The 24,856-nt window shown below is 40.3% G+C and carries 23 protein-coding genes; 15 read left to right on the forward strand and 8 right to left on the reverse strand.

Going from position 1 to position 24,856, the window contains the following annotated elements; genetic code table 11:
* Positions 1–39: 39 nt before the first annotated feature.
* The 3 genes from AB6811_RS01255 to AB6811_RS01265 form a co-directional block, all read right to left on the reverse strand.
* A complete protein-coding gene (locus tag AB6811_RS01255) occupies positions 40–219 on the reverse strand; it encodes a FeoB-associated Cys-rich membrane protein (protein WP_369488385.1) in 180 nt (59 codons plus the stop codon).
* Complete coding sequence (gene feoB / locus AB6811_RS01260) at positions 209–2,713, reverse strand: ferrous iron transport protein B (RefSeq protein WP_369488386.1); 2,505 nt, start codon at positions 2,711–2,713, stop codon at positions 209–211. The genes AB6811_RS01255 and feoB overlap by 11 nt, the downstream gene beginning before the upstream one ends.
* 161 nt (positions 2,714–2,874) lie before the next feature.
* Positions 2,875–3,246, reverse strand: coding sequence for a DUF3276 family protein (locus AB6811_RS01265; protein ID WP_369488387.1), 372 nt, complete (start codon positions 3,244–3,246; stop codon positions 2,875–2,877).
* Between the two features lie 199 nt (positions 3,247–3,445).
* Between AB6811_RS01265 and nusB the strand changes: the two genes are divergently transcribed.
* The 8 genes from nusB to AB6811_RS01305 all read left to right on the forward strand — a co-directional run bounded on the left by nusB (position 3,446) and on the right by AB6811_RS01305 (position 8,472).
* Complete coding sequence (gene nusB, locus AB6811_RS01270; protein ID WP_369488388.1) at positions 3,446–4,444, forward strand: transcription antitermination factor NusB; 999 nt, start codon at positions 3,446–3,448, stop codon at positions 4,442–4,444.
* The gene (locus tag AB6811_RS01275; protein ID WP_369488389.1) at positions 4,431–4,844 is read left to right on the forward strand and encodes a DUF1573 domain-containing protein; all 414 of its coding nucleotides are present in this window, start codon (positions 4,431–4,433) and stop codon (positions 4,842–4,844) included. The genes nusB and AB6811_RS01275 overlap by 14 nt, the downstream gene beginning before the upstream one ends.
* 72 nt (positions 4,845–4,916) lie before the next feature.
* The gene (yajC, locus tag AB6811_RS01280; protein ID WP_439655704.1) at positions 4,917–5,231 is read left to right on the forward strand and encodes a preprotein translocase subunit YajC; all 315 of its coding nucleotides are present in this window, start codon (positions 4,917–4,919) and stop codon (positions 5,229–5,231) included.
* 209 nt (positions 5,232–5,440) lie between these two features.
* Positions 5,441–6,373 (forward strand): CdaR family protein, encoded by a 933-nt coding sequence (locus AB6811_RS01285; protein WP_369488390.1) that lies wholly within the window; start codon positions 5,441–5,443, stop codon positions 6,371–6,373.
* Complete coding sequence (coaE, locus tag AB6811_RS01290) at positions 6,373–6,969, forward strand: dephospho-CoA kinase (RefSeq protein WP_369488391.1); 597 nt, start codon at positions 6,373–6,375, stop codon at positions 6,967–6,969. Before AB6811_RS01285 ends, coaE begins: the two co-directional genes overlap by 1 nt.
* The gene (locus tag AB6811_RS01295; RefSeq protein WP_369488392.1) at positions 6,962–7,678 is read left to right on the forward strand and encodes a TerB family tellurite resistance protein; all 717 of its coding nucleotides are present in this window, start codon (positions 6,962–6,964) and stop codon (positions 7,676–7,678) included. Before coaE ends, AB6811_RS01295 begins: the two co-directional genes overlap by 8 nt.
* Positions 7,679–7,690: 12 nt before the next feature.
* Positions 7,691–7,987 carry a PQ-loop domain-containing transporter gene (locus AB6811_RS01300; RefSeq protein WP_369488393.1) on the forward strand — a complete coding sequence of 99 codons (297 nt, stop codon included), beginning with the start codon at positions 7,691–7,693 and terminating at the stop codon, positions 7,985–7,987.
* 53 nt (positions 7,988–8,040) lie between these two features.
* A complete protein-coding gene (locus AB6811_RS01305; protein WP_369488394.1) occupies positions 8,041–8,472 on the forward strand; it encodes a DUF5606 family protein in 432 nt (143 codons plus the stop codon).
* A 49-nt stretch (positions 8,473–8,521) separates the two neighbouring features.
* Here the strand turns inward: AB6811_RS01305 and AB6811_RS01310 are convergent, their stop codons facing one another.
* Both AB6811_RS01310 and AB6811_RS01315 read right to left on the reverse strand, forming a co-directional pair.
* The gene (locus AB6811_RS01310; protein ID WP_369488395.1) at positions 8,522–10,495 is read right to left on the reverse strand and encodes a TonB-dependent receptor plug domain-containing protein; all 1,974 of its coding nucleotides are present in this window, start codon (positions 10,493–10,495) and stop codon (positions 8,522–8,524) included.
* Positions 10,496–10,542: 47 nt separating this feature from the next.
* Entirely contained in the window at positions 10,543–11,187 is a 645-nt protein-coding gene (locus AB6811_RS01315; protein ID WP_369488396.1) for an HAD family hydrolase, read from the reverse strand.
* A 124-nt stretch (positions 11,188–11,311) separates the two neighbouring features.
* On the opposite strand from AB6811_RS01315, the gene AB6811_RS01320 reads away from it, so the two are divergent.
* The 3 genes from AB6811_RS01320 to pncA all read left to right on the forward strand — a co-directional run bounded on the left by AB6811_RS01320 (position 11,312) and on the right by pncA (position 13,590).
* Complete coding sequence (locus tag AB6811_RS01320) at positions 11,312–11,758, forward strand: DUF1573 domain-containing protein (protein WP_369488397.1); 447 nt, start codon at positions 11,312–11,314, stop codon at positions 11,756–11,758.
* 66 nt (positions 11,759–11,824) lie between these two features.
* Entirely contained in the window at positions 11,825–13,042 is a 1,218-nt protein-coding gene (locus AB6811_RS01325) for a nicotinate phosphoribosyltransferase (protein ID WP_369488398.1), read from the forward strand.
* 5 nt (positions 13,043–13,047) lie between these two features.
* Positions 13,048–13,590, forward strand: a complete 543-nt coding sequence (pncA, locus tag AB6811_RS01330) for a bifunctional nicotinamidase/pyrazinamidase (RefSeq protein WP_369488399.1) — start codon at positions 13,048–13,050, stop codon at positions 13,588–13,590.
* Between the two features lie 59 nt (positions 13,591–13,649).
* Here pncA and AB6811_RS01335 read toward each other — a convergent pair whose 3' ends face one another.
* On the reverse strand, positions 13,650–16,304 hold the full coding sequence (locus AB6811_RS01335) for a C10 family peptidase (protein ID WP_369488400.1): 2,655 nt from the start codon (positions 16,302–16,304) through the stop codon (positions 13,650–13,652).
* Positions 16,305–16,321: 17 nt separating this feature from the next.
* On the reverse strand, positions 16,322–18,064 hold the full coding sequence (locus tag AB6811_RS01340) for a dipeptidase (protein ID WP_369488401.1): 1,743 nt from the start codon (positions 18,062–18,064) through the stop codon (positions 16,322–16,324).
* Positions 18,065–18,287: 223 nt separating this feature from the next.
* Here AB6811_RS01340 and AB6811_RS01345 point away from each other — a divergent pair, with 223 nt between their 5' ends.
* Both AB6811_RS01345 and AB6811_RS01350 read left to right on the forward strand, forming a co-directional pair.
* Positions 18,288–19,367 (forward strand): hypothetical protein, encoded by a 1,080-nt coding sequence (locus AB6811_RS01345; protein WP_369488402.1) that lies wholly within the window; start codon positions 18,288–18,290, stop codon positions 19,365–19,367.
* A 107-nt stretch (positions 19,368–19,474) separates the two neighbouring features.
* A complete protein-coding gene (locus AB6811_RS01350) occupies positions 19,475–20,578 on the forward strand; it encodes a universal stress protein (protein ID WP_369488403.1) in 1,104 nt (367 codons plus the stop codon).
* Between the two features lie 48 nt (positions 20,579–20,626).
* On the opposite strand, the gene AB6811_RS01355 is transcribed toward AB6811_RS01350, so the two are convergent.
* Complete coding sequence (locus AB6811_RS01355; RefSeq protein ID WP_369488404.1) at positions 20,627–21,343, reverse strand: YebC/PmpR family DNA-binding transcriptional regulator; 717 nt, start codon at positions 21,341–21,343, stop codon at positions 20,627–20,629.
* A 111-nt stretch (positions 21,344–21,454) separates the two neighbouring features.
* Between AB6811_RS01355 and AB6811_RS01360 the strand changes: the two genes are divergently transcribed.
* Positions 21,455–24,271, forward strand: coding sequence for a calcium-translocating P-type ATPase, PMCA-type (locus AB6811_RS01360; protein WP_369488405.1), 2,817 nt, complete (start codon positions 21,455–21,457; stop codon positions 24,269–24,271).
* Between the two features lie 68 nt (positions 24,272–24,339).
* Positions 24,340–24,804, forward strand: a complete 465-nt coding sequence (locus AB6811_RS01365; RefSeq protein ID WP_369488406.1) for a pyridoxamine 5'-phosphate oxidase family protein — start codon at positions 24,340–24,342, stop codon at positions 24,802–24,804.
* Positions 24,805–24,856 lie beyond the last annotated feature (52 nt).

Genomic DNA, 24,856 nt, shown 5'->3' on the forward strand with positions numbered 1-24,856 from the left:
CACCTCATATAACTAAAAACATACAAAGGAGCAAAAAGTTCATTTTTTTGAGGGTTGATTCAAATTGCTTATTGTGCATGAAGCCGATGAACATCCGGCACATTTGCCCGAATTTATACGTTTTGGGTTGAAAATTTGATACACATTGTATGCAGTATATCCCACTGCTCCTAATACTATTATTAATACTGCTATTTCCTGAACCATATCAAACACCATTTATTAAATTACCAATTTGGTAAACCAGAAATGCTAAAACCCACGCCAGCGTGGTAGTAAAAACTATTGTAAAGAGAGCCCACTTCCACGAACCCGACTCGTTCTTGATAGCAGAGATTACAGCCACGCAGGGGAAGTAAACTAGAATAAAGATAAGGAATGCGAGTGCAGTAACTTTTGTAAAAACCACCTGTCCGCTTAATTTCCCTGATTGGTGGGTTTCGTTTCGGAGTTTTTGAGCAAGTCCTCCGCTGTCGGAATCGGGATCGGTTTGGTAAAGTACGCCCAGCGTACTAACTACAATCTCTTTGGCAGCAACTCCTGAAAGAAGACTTACACCCATTTTCCAATCGAACCCGAGAGGGCGAATGGCTGGTTCAATAAATTTGCCTATCCGTCCAAGATACGAATTGGCTTGCCTTTCGGCCTCCATTTCCAGCTCAAGCTGATGTATTGCATGGTTTAGGCTATCCATAGAGGGTTGGGAGAGCTTTTCTTCCGAAATCTTTTGCGTAATAGTTTCAATTTCGGCAAAATAATCCCTTGTGTAGTTCACTTTGCGAGGGTAATAGCCCAATGCCCATACAAAGATTACGGCTACCAGTATTACTCCCCCCATCTTTTTTAGGTATTGCGACCCCTTGTGCCACATGTGCAATAGGGTCGATCGTAAAGTTGGCATACGGTAGGGTGGAAGTTCCATTACAAAGGGCAAATCCTCCGCTTTGAAAATGGTTTTCTTGAATGCTAGGGCTGTTCCAATGGCAAGCAGTATACCCGTAAAGTATATAGCAAACAGAAGGTTTCCTGCGTTTTCCGGGAAAAATGCACCCAGAATTAGTATGTAAACCGGCAATCTGGCGCTACAGCTCATGAAAGGCGTAATGAGCATGGTTACTAATCGGTTATTGCGGTTTTCAATGGTTCGCGAGGCCATTATGGCTGGAACATTGCATCCAAAACCCATTACAAGGGGTATGAACGATTTACCATGGAGCCCAATTTTGTGCATTAGCTTATCCATGATAAATGCAGCACGTGCCATATACCCAGTATCCTCAAGTAGCGATATGAATAGGAAAAGGATCAAGATATTGGGTAGAAAAACAATTACACTTCCTACACCGCTTATAATCCCGTTTACCAAAAGGTCTTTTAAAGGGCCACTGGCCATGTATGTACTAATGGTATTACTAATCCATTCCACTCCCAGTTCTATCCACTCCATGGGGTATTGCCCCAGGGTGAATGTGGTGTAAAACGTGAGCCATATCAGGAAAATAAATATGGGGAATCCCAGTAAACGGTGGGTAAGTATTGCGTCGATTTGTTCTGTAACCAGACGCTTCTTGTGGCTGCTCTCCTTGAATGTTTCCTTTAGTGCACCTGCTATAAAGCCATATTTGGCATCGGTTATTAGGGTTTCAGTATCCTCGTGGAAAAGGTTTTCGAGCCTGCTTACCTCACGGTCGGTTTGGTTCCTGATTTCCTGGTAGTTTGGTTCATTGCGCAGTATTTTATCTGCTACCTTGTCTTTTTCCAACAGCTTAATGGCAAGGTATCGGCTGGAATAGTTGATGGTAATAGCTGTATTTTTCTTAATCTCATTTTGAATGGATAGTATCGATTTTTCAATTTCTTCACCATAGTTAACATGGATATGGCGGGTAACTTTATCCTTTTCTGCATAAACATTTATAGTTGTATCTAAAAGCCTGTCGAGCCCCTTACCTTTGCTACCCACAGTAGGTACAAATGGAATACCAAGTAGTTTGCCCATCATGGTGTAATCGAACCTGTCGCCCTTTTCAAGTAGTTCATCATACATATTCAGGGCAACAATCACCCTGATATCCATATCAATAAGCTGGGTGGTTAGGTATAGGTTTCGCTCAAGGTTTGATGAGTCAATAACATTTATGACAATGTCAGGGTTTTGCTCATGGATAAATCGCCGTACAAATACCTCCTCGGGTGTATAGGCTGTAAGGGAGTAGGTACCCGGTAAATCGGTAATGTTAATTGTATATCCCTTATACTTAAACTTTGCGTTTTTTGAATCGACTGTGACCCCGCTGTAATTTCCAACATGCTCCCTTGCTCCTGCAAGGTGATTAAAGATACTGGTCTTCCCAGCATTGGGATTTCCAACCAACGCAATATTGATAGTTTTGCTAAGTTCCTTTACCCCAGTGTCAATAATTTCAGGTTCGGTGTGGGTAACAAGCTGATGGTTATCAGGATGATAGTTTAAAATTTGCTTAGCCTCACTGGGTGTAATAACCTCTATTAGCGAAGCCTCGCTCCGACGGAGCGATACCTCATAACCCATAATTGAGTATTCAATAGGATCCTTTAAGGGAGCGTTTTTAACAACAGTTACTTTTTTCCCTTTCACAAAACCCATTTCGGTAATACGCTTCCTAAACGCCCCGCGTCCCTTTACTTTTGCAATAATGCCGTATTCCCCGTTCTGTAACTCCGATAGTAGCATCTAGTTTAAAATCAGTAACAGTAAAACCTCAATGTTTCAAAAAAGTTTTGGAATTACTAAAATTTTACAAATGTAAGAGTTTTCTGTTATTTAGATCGATTTTAAGTAAAAAAGCCATTCATTACTGAATGGCTGTACTGTTCGAAAATCGTTATAAAAAACTATTTACCTAAGTCGTCAAAGTCAACTGATGAGTAATCGGATTCAACCTCAGAAAGTTCCATTTCATCGGTATGCTCAGTACGTGGAACAATTTCCTGATTAGCTTTAATGTAGTCAAAAACACTATTCAGGCTTTCGATAAACTTTTCAAAATCCTCCTTGTATAGGAAGATTTTATGTTTTTCGTAGTACATCTTGCCATCCTTACCCATACGTTTTTTACTTTCCGTAATGGTAAGGTAAAACTCATTGCCGCGTGTTGCCTTAACATCAAAGAAATATGTTCTTTTTCCGGCCTTCACTACCTGAGAAAAAACCTCTTCTCTCGTGTTCTTGTCTAAATCGTTAGTGTTATCAAATTCCTCAATCATTGCTCTTAGTATTTTTAGGTTAGGGTTTCACTTTTACACTGCTCAAAATTAAAAAAATCTTCATATCATGGTTCATTGACTTAAAAAAAATATTAAAAAACACCCAAAAGGTTTTGTTTTGAAATATTAACCTTATTTATTCCACTGCACTGGATTAATCTTTCTATCTTTGCAGGAGTGAAAAAAATCGTTCTTACTAATGATTAACCGTCGTTTAATTAGAATCAAGGCCTTACAGGTTCTTTTTGCCTTCTTCCGTAACGAAGGTGACTCTCTTAGCGCATTAGAGCGCGAGCTGTTTCATAGCATTGAAAAATCGTACCATCTTTACTTGCTTTTACTGCTTTTGCCAGAGAATATGGTTGAGCATGCCCAGGCAAAAATTGAGCTGGGTAAGCAAAAGTTCCGCCCGTCGCCTGAAGAGTTGAACCCCAACCTGCGGTTTGTTCAGAACAGAGCAGTTGCTGCATTGGCTGCCTGCAAAGAGCTACAAGCCAAAGCAAACGATAATCGCTTGAATTGGAAACATTTTCCTGAGGTAACCAAATCGCTTTTCAACCACTTTGTGGCATCGGATTTCTTTTCCGATTACATGAATGCTGAGCATAACTCTTTTGCTGACGATAAAGCAGTTCTGGTTAATCTACTCAGCAAGATATTAAATGCTAATGACGATTTTGAGGCATTCCTTGAGGAGCAAAGCATATACTGGAACGATGACCTCGAGTTTGTTTCCAGCATGGCTTCCAAAACAATTAAGAAGATTGATGAAAATACAGCATCGGTTCCAGTGATGTCGCTATTTAGCAATGCCGACGACGAGGAGTTTGCTAAACGTTTGCTTCGCAAAACGGTTTTAAGGCATAAGGAAAACCTGGAACTTATTGATAAATTCACTGTTAACTGGGAGCTTGACCGAATAGCCGCAATGGATATTGCAATTATGGAAATGGCTATCACTGAAATTCTTGAATTCCCTACCATCCCTGTAAAGGTTAGCATGAATGAGTATATTGATATAGCCAAGTTCTATAGTACAGAGCAAAGCAACTCGTTTGTAAATGGTGTGCTCGATAAGGTAATCGCTCACCTGAAGGAGAATGGACAAATCCAGAAGCAGGGTAGGGGCTTGATTGGCGAAAACGACGAAAGTCTTTCACCCGAAAATATTAATTCATTTGAAGATGAGGATAACTAGCTTGCTTTTTGGTTTTACCGCTTTATTTGCAATATCGTGTGGTAGTAATAACAATCAGGGTTCAACTCAGGAGACTGACTCAACCCAACTAGCTGAGCTCACCTATGTTGAGGATTTTTTTGATGTAGGAACAATACACAGCGGTGAAATTGTTAGGCACTCGTTCCGCTTCAGAAATACTGGTAATGCGCCTCTAGTAGTTAAGGATATAATCCCATCGTGCGGATGCACAAAGGTTGATGTTACCAGCAGAATTCTTAAACCCGGCGAGGAGGCATCCGTTGAGGTGGTTTTTGATAGTAAAGGCTGGTTTGGTTCCCAGTATAAATCGGTTACTCTTAGAACCAATGGGGTTATTCGTGAAAAGTCAGTAACCCTCAAGGCAAATGTAGTACCCTAATTTTCAAAACATTTTACTAACTTTGTATGTTTATAAACCTGAAATTGTTAATTAATTAAAGTTGATAAAGTTATGATTACAAGTTTTATTACACTTCAAGCAACCCAGCAGGGTGCTAACCCGTTGATGACCTTCTTGATGTTTGGTCTCATCATTGTTGTTTTTTATTTTTTTATGATTAGGCCTCAAATGAAGCGCCAAAAGGAACTCCGTAAGTTTCAGGAGTCGCTTAAGAAAGGTGATAAGGTGATTATTGCCGGCGGTGTTTACGGTAAGGTTACCGAGGTTAAAGATGAGTATGTTTTGGTTGAAATTTCCAATAATGTTGAAGTAAAGGTTGCCAAGAGTACCATTATTCGTGATGTGACCGATATACAAACCCGATAAATATTCTCTTTACGAGGGATTCAAAGCTTAGTAAGAAGCTTTGAATCCTTTTTTATTTCAACTCGATAAACCCTAATAATTTTAGTACAACCTTAGGTTTTTTTACCAAGATAATTTACTTTTGGTTTCCAAAATCAATTGAATTATTCCCTGTGAATCAACAATCCATAAAAAAATACAATCAATTTTTCCAGCCCGATAAAATCCGCTTGAACAAGCGTGTATACATGTTTCTTTTCTTTCTGGTTATATCCATAATCCTTTGGTTACTTATTAAGTTAAGGTATGAGTACGTATCAACCATTACCTATAAAGTAAATTTATCCGAGTTGCCAGAAACTAAGGTGGCTTTAACATCCGATAGCCTAACGGTAACCCTTAGAGTAAAGGCTTTGGGGTATAATTTGTTAAGGTATAAGCTTTTTAAATATTACAAGCCACTATCAGTATCTGCTCAAGGTGCTGACTTTGTGAAAGGGAATTGCTATGTTGTTCTTTCAGGACAACTGGATAACTTTACCTCGCAGCTAGGGACCGATTTTACTTTACTTGAAGTCAGCCCTGATACACTTTACTTCCACCTGAGCGATGTTGTTCAAAAAAGAGTTCCCGTTAAACCCGATTTGAATATTACGTACTCCAAACAGCATATGCAGGCTGGCAGCTATACTGTTGTTCCTAAGGTAGTAAGGGTTACTGGGCCCGCCTCAATCATCGATACACTTAGCTGTGTTTATACACAACCCCTGACCCTCGAGGATATCTACGATAATATCAATACAACCATCCCAATTAAACCGATAAAGGGCTTAAGTTTTAAGCCTTCAGAGGTAAGTATTTCAATTCCTGTGGAGAAATTTACCGAGGCGCGGGTTAATGTGCCAATCTCTTGCATCAATACCCCTTATGGATATGAGGTTATGCTCTCGCCAAAAACTGTTTCCGTTACCTGTAACGTGGCAGTTAGCAAGTATTTTGCTTTAAAACCCGATCATTTTTCAATCATTTGCGATTACAATGACCTTGTAATGGAATCATCTGGCAAAGCCATTGTGAAGCTTGTTAGGTACCCTGATTTTATTGGAAATATTCAGATAGATCCCCGTAAGGTCGATTTTGTTATAGTAAAAAAGAAACAGTAATGTTGCTTAGGGTCGGTGTTACCGGTGGTATTGGAAGTGGTAAAACTCTGGTTTGTAAAATCCTTGAGGTTTTGGGTTATCCTGTATTTTATTCCGATTTAGTGGCTAAATCCATTACTGATACCGATCCCGAAGTTATGGAAAAGGTCAAAGGGCTTTTTGGTAACAACATTTACCCCAACGGCAAGCTAAACCGCAAGAAGGTTGCCGAGCTAGTGTTTGCCAACGACACCTTGCTGAAAGAACTCAACAGTATTATTCATCCGGCCGTAGCACGTAGTTTTGAGCAATGGTGCTTGCAAAACGCTAAAAGTGGGTTAGTCTTTAAGGAATCGGCTATACTATTTGAAACCGGAATTTTCCGTGAACTTCACAAAACTATACTTGTAACAGCACCTGAGGAACTCAGAATTAAACGCGTTGTTGAGCGCGATGGAGTTTCAGAATTGGAAGTCAGAGCGCGAATGGCAAAACAAATGCCCGAGGAGCAAAAGAAAAAACTAGCCGATTTCATAGTTGATAACAGCTCAAATCAACTCGTTTTACCACAGGTATTAGGCATTGTTCAAATTTTAACGTCAATTAAAAATGGGTAAGTACGGTAAGTGGATAACCGGTGGGCTAGGATGGGCACTTTTTGGGCCAATTGGTGCCATTCTGGGTTTTGCTATTGGTTCCATATTCGATAGTATGGAAACCACTAAAATTTATACTGGCGAAACTAGCCGTAATGGTTTTATTGTAAGCCTACTTGTGTTGGTCTCGGCAGTTATGAAAGCCGATGGCAAGGTGCTTAAATCGGAACTGGAGTATGTTAAGAGTTACTTCTATACCAATTTTGGACCAGCGGCTGCTCGTGAGGCAATTCTTCTGCTTCGCGATATTCTTAAGCAGGCTGTTCCGCTTCGCGATGTCTGTTTACAGATTAAGGAGAATGTCGACTACCATTCACGCTTACAGCTGTTGCATTTCCTTTTTGGAATAGCGCAGGCCGATGGTGTTGTTAGCTCTGAGGAGCTAAAAGTAATTATTGAAATTGCTGGCTTTCTCGATATTTCCGATGCCGATTTCAGTTCCATTAAGGCAATGTTTATACCCGATACCGATAAGTATTTCAAAATACTTGAGGTTTCGCCCGATGCTACCAACGAGGAAATCAAAAAGGCATACAGGCAAATGGCCATAAAGTATCATCCCGATAAAGTACAACACCTAGGCGAAGATATCAGGCAGGCTGCCGAGCAAAAATTTAAGATGGTTAATGAGGCTTACGAGAAGATTAAAAAAGAACGAGGGTTTAACTAAATCTACACTACAGTGAATACAGTTGATTTTATTGAAGCGGTGGGCTGGTTTGGTAATATCATACTGAGTATAGGCGTATTACCTCAAGTGGTTCAAACGTGGCGTACACATGATGTCCAAAGTTTTAACTGGCTTTTTCTCCTGATGTGGGCATTGGGAGTGCTTTTTACTTTTGTATATATTGCCTACAACGATATGGTTGTAGGTAAGTATCAGTGGCCTTTATGGTTAAACTATCTGGTAAATATTATTGCTACATTCTACTTGGTTTGGGCAAAGTATTACTATGGTAGCTTGAAAAAAAGTTAGATTACCAAATTTTTAATTAACTTCGCATTAACAAACAAACAACTCGTTTTAGTATGGAAGTAAAACTTAAAGAACTACTAGCAATATCTGGATATTCAGGGTTATTCAGGTTCATTTCTCAGGGTCGCCAAGGGGTAATTGTTGAATCGCTTACCGACGGCAAACGTACCCTTATCCCCGCATCGGCTAGGGTTAGTGCAATTGCTGACATTGCTGTATTCACCCAAACCGAGGAAATCCCCTTAAAAGATGTACTGAAAAAGATTGAAGTGCTTGAAAACGGAGGCCCAGCCATTAATAACAAATCGGCCGATAAGGAAATTCGAAGCTACTTTGAAAAGGTTTTACCTGAGTTTGACAGGGACAGGGTTTACACAAGTGACATTAAAAAGATTATTGGTTGGTATAACCTGCTCCAAAGCAAAGGGCTTTTAGAGGTTCTAAACCAAACCGATGAAGAGGTTAAACCTGAAGGTGAAAAATAATTTGAAAGTAAATATTATTAACCTGGAAGCGACTCAGTGAGTCGCTTTCTTAGTATTCATAAATCACTCTAAATCCAAAACTCCTGTCTAGGCCCGGCAGTGGCCCATGGGCCCCTTTGTAGGGTTGTAAATAGTAAAAATCTGAACCCAACAGATTTGTGGCAATTAGTTGGGTTTCAAAATTTTTAAATGGGAAATCGGAAACTATCATATTCATCCCTACCTGTAGATTTGTCTTTTGCTTAACAAGTATATCGTTATTATTAGCCATATAGTTGTATGAATACCTCTCCCCAAAGTACGATGCTGTTACTGAAAAGGATGTTCTGTTTGAAATCTTGTAGCTTATTAACCCATTAATCCTTAATGGTGAAAGCGCTAAATACTGATTTGTTTTATCGGGTACCATGAATAGGCTGTCGGAATCAGAGTTTTTCCTGGAATAGTAAGCAAGATTTATGGTGCTCAATACCTTGCTCGTATTCATTTTAAAACCCATTTCCACTCCTCTTGTTCCAATTTTACCCTGATTTTTGTAGTATCCTACTCCCGATTGAGCATCTTTTCCATATATGATAATATCCTCAAAGGTGATGTCAAAAAGGTTTAGGGTTAACATCGAATTATTTGAAATTAGGAAACCATTCTCAAACTCAAAGGTAATACCTGACTCGGGATATAATTTGGGGTAATCGTTTGGAATACGGTTGGGCAATATTCCACCAGGCGTTCTAAACGATTTACTCCCCATCAGCTTAAAGTGATATCGCTTAAACAATTTTGTTAATCCAATTCGTGGAGTTAAAGCATCGCCAAATTCACTTGAGTAATCGTATCGAGCCCCAATATTTAGGTTTACATATTTTGAGTTCCAAAGCAACTGGCTGTATGCCGAAAAATTGGTGTATGATAGCAAGTCTTTTCCATTCTTGAAGGTTTCTTCATAAAGAGTATCAACCATGCTAGGCAGCCTTAGCCTGTCAGTTTTAAGTTCAACGCCACTAACAACCTGTAAGGCCTTTTTGTTGTAGTAAGCGCTAATGCCTGGTGTAAGACTTTGGAATACCTTATTATTGCTGTAGTTTATTTCTGGAATGTTTACTTGCCATGGCTTTTGCCATTCGTAGGTAATATGAGGTATTACGTTAAAATTTGCCCTCTGAAATTTATACGATAAATCAACAAAGTTGCTTTTAAAACTCTCATGAACTGGTGTGCCCCTATATAGTTCATCCCACAAATCTATTTGGTAGTAAAGGTAATCATCTAAAAAAGTTTGAATTGTGAAGCCTTTGTAGTCAAGTTTTAATGCTAGTTGCTTTGTATAGGTGTCGCTTGCTTTTAGTAGATCTCTGCTATTCCGGTAGTAATCAGTGTAGGCTCTATCGCTTCGGGAGCCTGCACCATAGGTGGCTGAAATATTCATCAACAAATCGTTGTCATGAATGGTATGGCCAACGCTGAGCTGGTTATGACTAAACTGTTTTCCGGTATGGGTGGCGGTGTAGGTCACTTTGCCTCCATACTCATAAGTATCGCGGGTGATTATGTTTACAACCCCAAGTCCGGCAAATCCACCATAAATGGCAGATCCTGGGCCACGAATAATTTCGATTTTTTCAACATTATCGAGCGCAAAGTGATTTCCAAATGGAACACATGCAAACATTCCGTCGTTCATGGTAAAGCCATTTACCATGAAAAGGTATTTGCCTTCATGCGCCCAAATTCCTCGAATTCCCATTCCTACTACACCCTCAACATCAACACCAAAATCAAATCCAGGTACAAAAAGATGAAACAGCTCGATTATATCTCTGGCTCCACTTCTTTTAATTTCCTCTTTAGTAATGATTGTTACAATACCCGGGGTTTCCCTAAGCCCAACTTTAGTTTTGGTGGAAATTGACACTTCAATATTTATCAAATCTTCTAATGAGAGGGAGTAGAGATCAATCTCCTTTTCCTGCGCTGTTATTGTGCTATATGCTAGTAGAATTGCAATAAATGCAAGAAACCTCATAGTTTTTTCTTGCAATATATGAATACAACCAGTAAAAGTCAATATCCCTAGAGTAATTCTTTGAAGTTGCTAATTATAGTTATAGTAGGATCGTGCTCCTCCTTTTTATGTGTAGTAGCTAACGCTACAACTTGCATACCGGCATTTATTGCAGCTTGAATTCCGGAAAATGAATCCTCAAATACAAGACATTTTTCAGGTTGAATATGCAAAAGTTCTGCGGCTTTAAGGAATATATCAGGATTGGGCTTACCAAGCCTAACCATGTTGCCATTTACTGAAACATCAATATATTCCTTTATACATGTTTTCTCAACAACAAAGTTGATGTTGCTTTGTGGAGCAGAACTGGCAATAGCAATTTTTCCCCCTTGTATTCTTAATTCCCTCATAAAATCTACAAGTCCGTCCAAGGGTTTGATGTAGGGCTGGTATAATTCCCTGTAAATGGCCTCTTTCTCTTCGCCAAGCATATCTATTTCAGTGCCAGTTAGGTTTTTCCCAAATAAGGCTTGCAAAATATCGGTGTTATTCTTTCCAAAGTATTTCCTTGTAAAGTCTTCAACTTCAAAGTTCAATCCATGTCGTTTACAAAATTCTCCCCAGGCATCAATATGGTATAGGTAGTTATCAACAATAACGCCATCCATATCGAAAATAAACCCATTGAAACTTTTCAGATCAATTCCCATTTTTATGGATTTTTAAGTTAAGCTTTGCAAAGTTAGCATTAGCCCTATCAATATTTGTGTTGAATAGAATAAAGTTTTACTATTTTTGGCATAAAGTTCGATATGTTTACTAAAATTGATGCATATGAGAACAGCATTTGTATTTACCACTTTGGTTCTGTTTTCCTTTGCTCTTAGAGCACAGGAAGTTAGCGTTTATTCCGTTAAAAATGGTAAAGGCGATTTAATAACAGTTTCAGCCGATACGCTTAATATGGGGGAGATTTACCTCGACGATTTATCCAGTGAGCATGGTGTTTTACTAATTAATTTAACTAATTCGGGTAAGAAACCCTTGCTCATTAGAAATGTTACAGGTTGCTGCGGAACAAATATTAAGACATGGTCAAAAGCACCAGTATTACCAGGTAAGCAATCGGAGATTAGGGTTGAATTTCGTATTGAGCCTAAGCCTCAACGAATAAGTAGAACGGTTACCCTAGAGTCGAACGCATTGGGCAAGCCAATAATTAAGCTACACATTGTTGGCTTGGTAATGCAACGCAAGCAGGCCAATGAACTTGTTCTATAGAAATTTGTTAAATATTGATGAAGGGGGATTGATGTCAATCCCCTTTTTTACTAAATTTAGCATGATATGAAAAAACGTTTAAACACTACCATATTCGATCTACCGGTGCAGGAACTCCGCCGGGGTTACCGTAGCGATGTGTATTTCTGGCGCGAAAAAGTTGTTCTGGAAAACCATGACCTTCACCCTAGGGTAACCATGCAGGTTTTTCAAAAGAATAACGCCATACTTTGCGGCATTGATGAGGCCATTGCTGTTCTCAAAGTGGCAAGTGGCCGATATTCCGATTACTCAAAAGCATACCAACTTTTCGATAAACTAATCGATTTAAAGAAACTTGCCAGAAAACAGTTTTTAACCGATAAAAACAGGTATCTGCAAATTGAGGAGGAGCGTATTAAGGTATCGCAGGAGTTGGATAACCTATGGATTGATGGTTTCTCGGAAATAGAGATTGATGCCCTATGGGATGGCGATTCCATATCGCCCTATGAATCTGTTATGCATATCCATGGCGATGCCTCGTTATTTGCACATCTTGAAACTATATACTTGGGTATTCTTGCACGCCGTACCAAAATTGCTACCAATGTCAGAAGGGTTGTTGAAGCGGCAAACGGTAAAACAGTTTTGTACTTTCCTGCCCGGTTCGACCATTGGGCTGTTCAGGGTGGCGATGGTTATGCTGCTCATATTGGCGGTGCATCAGGCGTTTCCACCGATGCACAGGGCGAATGGTGGGGAGCAGGTGCATCCGGAACCATTCCTCATGCCTTAATAGCCGCCGTTGGTGGCAATACAGTTAAAGCGGTTCAGTTTTTCCATGAAACATACCCTAATGCAACCCTTATAGCTTTGGTTGATTTTGATAACGATTGCGTAAATACCGCTTTGGAGTGTGCCCGCGCCATGGGCGACAAGCTATGGGGTGTTAGGCTCGACACCTCTGAGAATCTTGTCGATAAAAGCGTATTCCCATTAATGGGTACTTACAAACCTACCGGGGTTAACCCCAAGTTGGTAGAACTTGTGCGTTCAGCCCTTGACCGCGAAGGATTTTCAAATGTAAAGATTGTGGTTTCAGGAGGTTTTAACCCTGACCGTATAAGGCAATTCGAGGGAATGGGTGTTCCGGTTGATGCCTATGGTGTTGGCAGTTATCTCATGCAGGGAAGTTACGATTTTACTGCCGATATTGTTCAAGTAAATGGTAAACCCATGGCTAAGGTCGGCAGGTATTTCATGCCAAACCCACGTTTGCAAAGGTATAACCCAAACGAGTGAATACTATGAAAGCATTAATAGTGGTCGATGTACAAAACGACTTTTGCCCAGGCGGTGCCTTGGCAGTAACCGATGGCGATAAAGTGGTTGACCCCATTAACGAGCTTAGCAAACAATTTGAGGCCGATGGATTACCAATTATTTTTACCCGCGATTGGCATCCAGCTAACCATTTGTCATTCAAAGAGAATGGGGGGATTTGGCCTCCGCATTGCATTGCAGGAACTCCTGGTGCTGCTTTTCACCCCAACTTATACTTTCCCTCAGTTGCTTTTCTTGTATCTAAAGCCACCGAGCCCGATATAGAGGCATATTCAGGTTTTCAGGGAACTGGTTTAGCATCGTGGCTACGTCAAATAGATGTTGACGAGTTGGTTATTGCCGGTTTAGCCACCGATTATTGTGTGAAAAATACTGTAATTGATGCAATAAAACTTGGATTTAAGGTAACGTTAGCCCTAAATGCAATTAAGGCAGTTAATGTTAATCCAACTGATGGAGAAACGGCCATTAACGAAATGAAAAGCTTAGGGGTTCAAATCGTTTGAAAGTAAAAAAGAGAAGGGGACTTTTTTAAGCCCCCTTCATTCATTTCATTAGTTCTTTTTTAACGAGTAACAGTTAGCTTACGGGTTGTAACCGTACCATTGTCACTTTTAATTTTGATCAGATACACTCCTGTGGAAAGATTTGAAACATCTATTCTCCCTTCGGTTGTTTCTGTTCCCGATGACCACACCAATGCACCAGTAATGTTGTAAACATCAATTGTGCCCTTGGTAAACCCGGCTATGTTAACAAAAACCGATGAATTGGTTGGATTCGGATAAACAGTAAGCTTATTATCATTATTGTGAGTATCAACCCCTGAGGGCCAGGTAACGTTTAAGACTTTCTCTTTAACATATACATGAATATCGTTACCTTTCTGAACGGTTAAGGTTACAGTTTTATCTCCGTAAGTGGTGTATTTAACGGTATAAGGACCTTTACCTGTTTTTGTAGCAGGTTCAGCACCCTCGCCAAAGTTCCACTCCCACGATTCTGGCGAGCCATAGGTCATATCGGTAAATACAACAGTACTGTCGTTGCGGTAAGCAGTAGTTTTATTTACGGTGAAATTAGCTGAAAGTACCGATGCCCCTTTCTTCCACATTCCACCATAGTTAGCACTTGAGTTAAAACTTCCAGCCCAAACTGTTCCATTTGGCGAGGCACCCATATTTGTAAACTGGAAATTCTTGTAAAAGGGTGCATAATCGGTAAACGTATTACCGCCATCAACACTATAGGATACGCCCATTTTATTGGCAGAGTAGTTGGAACCAGTCGATATTAAAGTATCGGTACCTGGTATCCAGCATAAATCAGCAGTGTAAACGTTTCCGCTGGGAGCAAATTGTGTCCAGTTGGCACCGCCATCTGTGGTTCTATAGTACTTATCAATATCGTTCTCATTTCCGTAAATAATACCTTCATTGCTATTCTTGAAGGCAATTTCAAAGGCGGTTGAAGTTAATGGGGTTTGGTATACCTGCCAGCTTGCGCCTTTATTGGTTGACTTATATATTCTACCTTTATTTGTGGCAAACCAAACATTATCGCCAATAACATCATAGTAGCCAATTACGCCATATTCACCATCAAGGGGTGCTGGAATGTTGGCTTGGGATACTCTTGTCCAGTTTGCTCCTCCGTTGGTTGTGGTGTATATTTCAAAGTATCCTCCGTTAGGATCGCCCATGCAGAAGCCGTTATTAGCATCCCAGAAATGAACAACGTTTGGAAAGCCGTTAGGCTTAGTGAAAGTTGCGGATGTTTGCTGTGTCCAGGTTTTACCACCATCTTCAGTTTTGGCTATCATTCCACCTCCATTTGTACCATCGTATAGGGGCACCCAAGCGGTTTTATCGTCAATGGCGCATATCATACCTGCTGCAAAACCATTAGAATTTGCCGGGTTAATTGAACCGGCTTTCCATGTAGCACCCCCATCGGTGGTCATGGTATACTCCTTAACCTTAGCATTACTTCCCGATCCATCGTAAGCAACTGCCCATGCTACCCTATTATTTACTGCCGATATGAATTGAATACCGCGCGATGAAGTTCCAAAACCGCTGGCTTGCTGTACCCAAAGGTGTTTGAAGTCTGACTGGTTGGGTTTGATACCAATAATCATATCGTTGCTTTCGCTGAAATCGTAACTAGTTCCACTGGGTTTCATTGCCGATGCAGCATAGTATCCATTTGCATATCCACCCCATCCCCAGTTAATATGTAGTTCGCTGTTGTCGTTATACCCATCGCAAACCCATGCATGGCCTCCACTTGCAGAACTACTACCCGAATAGTAAACTGGCCTACCAGCATCAATTTCTGTTTTCACCATATTTATCCATTCGGTTTGGTTGTTTGGGTCAAAAGTGTAGATTTGAATGGTGGTTGGGTCGTAGTTAAAGTAGTTTGTAAGGGCGTACAAAACATCTCTGCTAAAAGCACCTGAACCATCGGTAGCATAGTTCATGTTTACTGCAACACCGGCATGGTAGCAAAGGGTTGCAACAGCAACTTTCTCATCATAAGTACTTGCAGCGGTAAGCTCATTCGGCATACTGGCCCAAGTGTAGGATGTTGCTTCAAAGTTGGCATACTGAGTTCCATAGGTGGAGTGTACATATTTATGCCATCCCTTTCCGTTTTGAGGCCATTGGTGGTAACGCATTATCTGCGACATTGCCGTGGCTACACAGCCTGTGGGAGTTCCGGTAGGGCAAAGCATATTATAGTAGGGCGATTGATTCCAAATGGTTGCTAAAAGCGGACCGCCACCTTTAACACCTTTAGCAATTTTCCCATCAAGTATGTCCTGCCATTCCTGCTTAACCGACTTATCCCCAATATTTGATTTTGCTGCATAGTTTACCTGCTTGGCATACCAATTTAAGCGTTCTAAAACCACAGGATTATCAATCTTTTTTGGCATAGGATTGGTAAGCGACCATCCAATAATAGGCTTTGTCTCATCATCGGACGATACGATAATGAATCCGCCTTTGCTCATAGCAAAAATGTAAAGGGCATCTTTACCATCAAACTGATGCGTGTTTACCAGTTTTAAATCGAAGGTATCAATACCTGCCCCCTTTTTTGCGCTAAGGTAGTTAATGGCAACCTTTCGGGCCAATTTTACATTAACAGGATTAGCAATAACAAGTAATCCTGAAAGCGCAAGTAGTAGTAGTGTGTAGATTTTTTTCATTGGAAGTGATTTTTGTGTTACTGTTTATTTTGGTTTGGTTCTTTAAACTTATCGCCTGTTTCTTTTAATATAGTCTTCAACCATTCCTCGCGGTATCCAGGTTGCGAGGGGCTGACAGGATAGCCCCATGGGTTTCGTAAGAATTGGCCGTCTGTTTCTTTTTTTACATTACCATCAATGTACTTTACTAACAGCCAGTTGCTTAGTTCGCTCCACTTTTGTACCGTGCTATTGGCCGTGTTTACAGAATAATCGGTCAAAAATTCAATGGCAAGTTTAGAGTTGTTTTCCCAAAGTTTTAGGGCTGCTGCATCAATTGCAGGGGTATAGGCCTCAAACTTACTTTCTAGTTCATCCTGTAACTTTTTCACATCCTTCATTATTAAGTCGTAGCGCAGGTATGCAAAGTGAGCTACACGGTTAAACACCCAGAAAGCCGAAGTGGGTGAGTAGGTTAGCATATCGCCATTACCCTCAGAGTAGCTTTCGGGAACTCTGTTTATCCCACAATAGATTGGAACGTAAACCGTTGAGGCGGCATCGTCAACTCCAAACCAAAAAATTCCTCCTATTGGGTTGGGAAGCCAGTTGCGCATTTGCGCAATAAACGAAAAGCCTGTCTGTTGAGTGGCCGTTACGCGTTCATGAAAGTAGGTTACACCATCAACTTTCCATGTTAGAGGTCGCCAGCGGTAAGGCAGACCATGGGGACCTGCTCCAGCATCCTTGCTCATGTCAAGCTCAGTGCCTTCCAGGTGGTCGCGCTTAAAGTTCATCAAATCCCGTGGGGAGAGTTTTCGGTTAGGTTTTATGTAAAGGGGCATTCTATTCTTTAGGTTTTCACCCTTTGCGTAGTCCCAATACTTATCCATTCCATCGCTAGCATGGTTAAAGAAAGCCCAAACCCGGGCATCGCAAAAACGGGCACCATCAAAAGTTATTGGGTTATATACATCGCTAAAGCTGAATTCACTGTCGGAGCCGTTAAAGTAACCATGGTTACGGGCATAGCTAATAACATCGTGCGAGTAAACTGTTTCAACCTCTGGGTTGAAAATAAGGTTTAAGTTTTTGCTGCTAATGGAACTTTTAAGGTTTTCAAGAGGAAATTGTTGAATTCTTGCCTGGTTTGCATGTGCTGAGATGTAACCATCGGGGATGCGAATGGCCACCCAAACAGCACCCTTATCAATATTAACGTTTTGCTTTGTTTTTTTATCATACTTGAGGTTGGTTTTCTTAGCAATCATTTCCAGGATCCAAACCTCATTGGGATCGCCAATTGAGAAAGACTCTCCGCTACTTGCATAACCGTACTGATCTACAAGTTCAACCATCACCTTAATGGCTTCACGAGCAGTTTTTGCCCTTTGGAGTGCAAGAAACATTAAACTACCATAGTCAACAATGGCGGTTGAGTCCATCAACTCCTCTATTCCTCCAAAAGTAGTTTCACCTATAGCAACCTGATACTCATTCATAAACCCAATAACCTGGTAGGTTTCGGGGGCCTGAGGGATTTGCCCAAGGGGCTTGTTTGTTCCCCTATCATAAAGAGTAATCATTGTGCCTGCAGGCCATATGCCACGTGGTTTAAAGTATAACTCCCCATATCTGATATGGGAATCGGCAGCATAGCTAACCATGGTTGAACCATCGGTACTTGCGCCCCGGGTTACCAGGTAGTTGGTACAAGCATTAGCATCAGCCCAAACTATAACATTCAGACTTAGTAAAATATATGAAAGAAACTGTTTCATCTCCAATCCCTAATTTATGTTAATCAACAAAAATAGAAAAATATATTTATGAACTAATGAGCAATTTCTTAAAATCATGTTTTATAGACAATAGTTCTATTAATGTTGACTAAATCAATATTTCAATTGACATAAAACAGCTGAAAAAATTGCTTTGGCATGCCATTTGCTTTAACTTGCTTGTATGTTTAATTTAATAACTATAAAATTTAAAGCTATGAAAATGAAAAGGTTCACTTTATTTGCCCTGTTTTTGGCAGGAATGGTATCTTTTGTTGCCTGCGAAAAGGATGATACAAAAGATTTGAACAAGGATGAAGCACAGCAGCAAATTACCAATGCTGAGCAAGAGTTGCTAACCAAGAGTGGTGAGATTGTTGCTACCGATGGGTACAAGGTTCAGGAATATTTTGCAACCCAGTTGCCATCGCCATTCTACGTAAAATCGGATGTTTCAAAAAGTGTTGTACCCTCGCGCTTTCAAAAAGCTTACGAGTTGACTCGTCAGAACCTACTGCTAGAGAACCCTGAAATTGAATTCTATTTTGATTATTTTCTTATTGAGGATTTCAGTGAGCTAGTTGGAACCTGGACCTGGACTCCTGATGGGTGGACACATGAATCTTCTCCAACCGACAAGGTTATTGTTAAATTCCCTTACCCGGCAAATAATGCTACGAACAACGTAACCATTACCTACTATGACTTTACAACCACCCTGGTTTACGGTGAAACTGTTCCAACTGGTATTAAGGTTAAAATTGAAAAGGATGGTACCCAGGTGTTTAGCATGGTTTATTCTGCTACCATTGCTAATATGATGAAATACAGCACTAAGGTAACCGTTACTTTTGGGCCATTTGCAATTTCTAATGAAGAGTCATACGATGCATCAGTAAACAATAAAGTTCTTTTCAGTAAGAACTTTACCTTTAAGAAGGATGGCAAACTCTTTTATAGTGAGGATGCTGATTTGACCATTACAGTAGTAAGCGAAGAATCGGCCAATATTTTAATTACTGCTAAGCAAATTATTGGTAATCTAGAGTTTAGACTAAAAATTGAAGCCAACACTAGCGAATTAGAAACAGGCAACCCCAACGATTTGGTTTCGCTATCGCTTTACACAACCAGCGGCGATAAGGTAGGTGATTTTGTATGGGTATTGGAGGGTGAAGATTGGGTTCTTTACTTTAAGTTCAATAACGGTGAACAGGTTAAGGCCGAAACACTCATGCCTTCGGTTGCTGAAAGGTTTAACTCATTCATTGATGATTTGTTTAGTAATCTTTACAGAAAATAAATTATTAATAAGAAATAATTAAAAGGCTGCATTTTTTGCAGCCTTTTTTTCATATTTTACTTGACATTTCTTTACCAATGCCTTATATTTATTGAAAACTAAAATCTATGGAAGATAAATTAATAGTTATTGCAACCGAAACCAATTCAAAAGCTTTGGTGCTAAAATCGTACCTCGAGGCAAATGGTGTGGAGTGCTTTCTAAGGAGTGTGAATGTACTCCAGGGAGCCATAGCTGAAGGGGTAAAGGTGCTAATCAGGGAATCTGATGCTGAAAAGGCATTGAAATTACTATCGGCAATGCATCACGATGAGGAAATCAAAAAGGCAGATCAACAGCTCCGTAAAATTCTTGTACCAGTCGATTTTTCAGAGCCATCGCAGAACGCTGCGCGCTACGCAGTTATGCTTGCCTCAAGGTATAATGCTCAAATTAAGTTGCTGCATGTATTCAACTCGCCTGTGGTTGATATGATTCCATTTACCGATGTGGCAAGTATTCAAATTGATTTTGACATGAACTACCATGTGCTTTATAACTCAGCAAAGGAGCGTTTGGTCAAGTTCTATGAAAATCTTTTAGAATTTGCAAAACAAATGGGGTTTGCTGACGTGCAAATAGGATACACTTTACGTGAGGGATATGCCGCCTACGGCATTATTGAGGCAAGTAAACGCTATAAGCCCGGAATAATAGTTATGGGCACTAAGGGCGAAGGGTACAGGAGTACTGAACTTGTAGGTAGCGTTGCTGCCGAGGTTTCGGACGAGACCCATATTCCACTGCTTGTTATTCCCGAAAAGGCTGTTCTTAAGGGGGTTGACGAGGTTAAAAAGGTTCTTTACATTACCAATTTCGATAATAACGATAATGTTTCAATTCGTAAACTCCTTAAAATTGTTTCACCATTCCAGGTTGAACTACACTGCATTCATGTAACGGACAAATCAGAATCGCCCGGAATAAATGCTCTTATGGCAACTACCCGTGAATATCTGACAAGTGTTACTTCTAATGTATCAATAAAATGTGATATTATTGTTGGTAAGGAAACGGATAAGAGTGTTCTTGAATACATCAATAAGAATAGTATTAACCTCGTTGCTCTAACTTCGGTTAAAAGGAATCTGATTTATAAACTCTTTAATCCATCGTTGGCTAAACGGATGATTTACCAATCGGATGTGCCGGTACTCCTTTTTCACGCATAAAAAAAATGGCCACTACAAGGTGGCCATTTTGATTATTGTAATGGACATTTACTCAATAGCCATATTGTGAAACACATTTGTTACGTCCTCATCTTCTTCAATTTTCTCAATGAGTTTTTCAACCTCTGCCTGCTGTTCGGGCGTGAGTTTTTTGGTGTCGTTAGGGATTCGCTCAAACTGGAAGCTAATAATGCTTAACCCTTTTTCTTCGAGAAATTTCTGTATAGGCCCAAACTGGGTGAACTCAGCAAATAGCATTATGGTTTCATCCTCAGCAAATACCTCCTCAACTCCAAAGTCAATGAGTTCAAGTTCTAAATCCTCCATTGATATATTTGGGTTTTTGGCAACCTTGAATGAGCACTTTCGTTCAAAGATGAAATCGAGCATACCAGTAGTTCCAAGCGAACCTCCGTACTTGTTAAAGTAGCTACGAACATTAGCCACAGTTCTTGTAGGGTTATCAGTTGCCGTTTCAACCAAAATGGCTATGCCATGGGGGCCATAACCCTCGTAAACAACTTCCTTGTAATCCTTGGTGTCTTTATCGGTTGCTCTTTTAATGGCACGCTCAACATTTTCCTTAGGCATGTTCTCGGCCTTTGCATTCTGGATTAAAAGCCGGAGTTTAGGGTTAGTTTCCGGATCGGGTCCGCCGGCTTTTGCGGCCATGGTTATTTCTTTTCCTAGCCTGGTGAACACCCTTGCCATGTTTCCCCAGCGCTTCAACTTGCGTGCTTTTCGGTATTCAAATGCTCTTCCCATTTTGTGAAAAGTTGTTAGTTCAATTTAACTGCAAACGTATATTTTTTTGGCTATTCGACCAACCATTCTTAAATCTTTTTGTTTTCTTTGTGTTGCGTATTTTTTGTAGATATGAGTAGTTACAAGGGTTTAACCGATAGTGAGGTTATTCAAAGTAGGAATTTGCATGGTGCGAATATCATTACACCGCCGCCTCAAACTCCATGGTGGAAACTATTACTTGAAAAGTTTGAGGATCCTATTATTAAGATTCTCATTGTAGCCGCCATTATTGCAATTGCTATTGGCATAACTAATGGCCATTACTTGGAGGGTGTTGGGATTATTGTGGCTATTCTATTGGCTACGATCATGGCATTTATAAATGAGTACAAAGCATCAAAAGAGTTTGAACTGCTCAATAATGTAAACGATGAGCTTCCGGTAAAGGTTATTCGGAACGGTGGGGTAACATCGGTCCCTAAGCGCGATGTGGTAGTTGGCGATATTGTTATTGTTGATCGTGGTGATGAAATTCCCTCGGATGGGGTTCTTTTAGAATCGGTTTCGCTAATAGTGAACGAGTCATCCCTTACCGGTGAGCCATCCACAAACAAAACCTCAATACCAACCGATAGCTTTAAAACAACATATTCACCCAACCAGGTTCTTAAAGGCACTACGGTTACTGATGGTCATGGCATATACCGTACAACAGCTGTAGGCGATAGTACTGAAATTGGTAAAACAGCCCGAGCGGCCACCGTTGAGGTAAATAACCCAACCCCTTTAACCAAGCAGCTTCAAAAGCTGAGCGAGTACATCAGCTCAGCTGCATTCTTTATAGCAATCCTGGCATTTGTAATACTCACTGTTTTTGATTTGATAAATCCAGCTAACAGCTATACCCTTGAGCAGGAGTATATTCTGGCTGTAACAGTAATTGCCATTATCATTTTACTGGCCAAGTACTGGGTTCCTTCAGTAAATGCAATTCTTAGCTGGATAAAGTTGTCAGCTAAAATTCATCTACCTTACCCCAATAATACGAGGCGACAGATGCTTGTGCTACTAGCATCGGCAATGTTACTGGTTTTAATGGGATTGGTAATAGCGGTTTTATTAAACATCGATATTTTTAATACATCGGTGGTGCTTGATAGTAATCTGTTAAGTCACCTGCTTAGCTACTTTATGGTATCCATGACCCTAATAGTTGTTGCTGTTCCTGAAGGTCTCTCAATGAGCGTTACCCTAAGCCTTGCCTACAGCATGCGCAAAATGACCGCTGAGAACAACCTGGTACGAAAACTTCAAGCAACTGAAACCATGGGGGCTGCTACGGTAATATGTACCGATAAAACCGGAACACTAACCCAGAACCGTATGCAGGTTATTGAGTGGGATTTTCAGGGTGATACGGGAAGCAATGAACTTCCGATTCTTGTAAAATTATCGTTGGCTGTAAATTCTACGGCTCATATCGATTTCTCGCATGAACCATATACCATTGTTGGAAATCCTACCGATGGTGCCCTTTTACTTTGGCTTTACCAGAAAGGTATCGATTATCGTGTGCTTCGCGATGGTTTTACAACTTTAGCTCAGCATCCTTTTTCATCGGAAAAAAAGTACATGTTAACCCTGGGGCAATCTACTGACTTTGAGGGGAAGTTACTTTTGGTTAAAGGCGCACCCGAAAAGGTTATGTCCATGTGCGAACCCCAATCGCTTAGTAGCAGTGTACTGGAAAAACTAAGGGGATTTCAGGTAAAGGCATTGCGAACTATTGCATTTGCCTATTCCAAGAGTGTAGTTGATAGCATTGCCGATTCTGATATGCCTCAGGGCTTAACATTCCTCGGAATTGTTGGTATTGCTGACCCATTGCGCGACGATGTTCCTACTGCAATAAGTGAGTGCCATATGGCTGGTATCGATGTTAAGATGGTTACAGGCGATAACCAGGATACTGCAATTGCTATTGGCAAAAATGCTGGATTACTGGCCAGCAATGCTGAACATGCATCCATTTCGGGCCCCGATTTTGAAAAACTTCCCGACGATGAGGCTTTAAGGGTGTTGCCCGGTATAAAAGTGATGTACAGGGCTCGACCTACTGACAAGTTGCGGATGGTATCGCTACTTCAAAGGTTACATAATGTTGTTGCCGTTACAGGTGATGGTACTAATGATGCCCCGGCCCTTAACCAGGCCGATGTGGGTTTAGCAATGGGTTCAGGAACCCAGGTGGCCAAAGATGCCTCCGATATTATCCTTTTGGACGATTCGTTCTCAAGCATTGTAAATGCAACCCGCTGGGGTAGGGCTCTTTACCAAAACATTCAGAAATTCCTGTACTTCCAGCTTACCATAAATCTTGTTGCTGTTGCAATTGTGCTAACTGGGCCATTTACTGGGTTCGATTTACCCTTAACTGTTACCCAGATGCTTTGGGTTAACCTGATTATGGACACCTTTGCAGCTCTTGCACTAGCCACTGAACCACCACATTCTGAGGTAATGAAAAAGAAACCTCGGTCACCCCATGAGTTTATTTTGAGTTCTGCTATTTTTAGGTATCTAATAACCACAGCAGTTTTATTTTACTTAGTTCTGGTTGGCTTACTAATTTACTTAAAGCATGATGAAGGTTTTAGTGATAGGGATCTCACAGGCTTCTTTAATGTGTTTGTTTTAATGCAGTTCTGGAACCTTTTTAACGCACGAAGGTTGTTCGGTGGTGTTGGTGTGTTTAGCTTTTCGTCCAATAAACTATTTGTTGCTATTGCCACAATAATTCTGTTAGGACAATTTGCAATAGTACAGTTTGGTGGCGAAGTTTTTAGAACAGTTCCACTAACCGGTAAGGAATGGCTAATTCATATTATTGCTACCATGCCTGTGCTGATTTTTGGTTACTTAGCAAAAAAGATCATAAAAATTTAAAATGGTACATAGTGAGTAGCGTGCGATATCATTTTTTACTTAATTTGTATTAAATAAAAGTAATTGCAATGAAATCTCGGATTATTACTCAACGAGCAGAAATTGAACAGGTTATCAATTCGGTTGATGTTTGCCACATTGGTATGGTCGATTTGGAGGGAAACCCTTATGTTTTACCCTTTAACTTTGGATATGATCAAGGTATTCTTTACTTTCATTCAGGTCCTGAAGGTAGAAAGATAGATATTTGGAAACATAACCCAAGCGTATGTGTAGCTTTTAGTTCCGACTACCATTTACGCTACCAGCATGAGGATGTTGCTTGCTCATGGTCAATGAAGTACCGTAGCGTTCTTATTTACGGTAAGGTTGAGGAAATAACTAGTTTAGATGAAAAGAGGAAATGTATGAATATTATCATGAAAAAATATTCTGGTCGCGATAATTTTGAGTATAGTATGCCAGCCATTATGAATGTAAAAGTATTCAGAGTGACTCCTGAAAAGGTTGAAGGAAAGGCTTACGGATACTAGCGAAATCCAGCAATATTTTGAAAACACTTTTCATCAAAAAAAATATCAATTA

The sequence above is a fragment of the Tenuifilum sp. 4138str genome (assembly GCF_041102575.1).
GTDB classification, from domain to species: Bacteria; Bacteroidota; Bacteroidia; order Bacteroidales; family Tenuifilaceae; genus Tenuifilum; species Tenuifilum osseticum.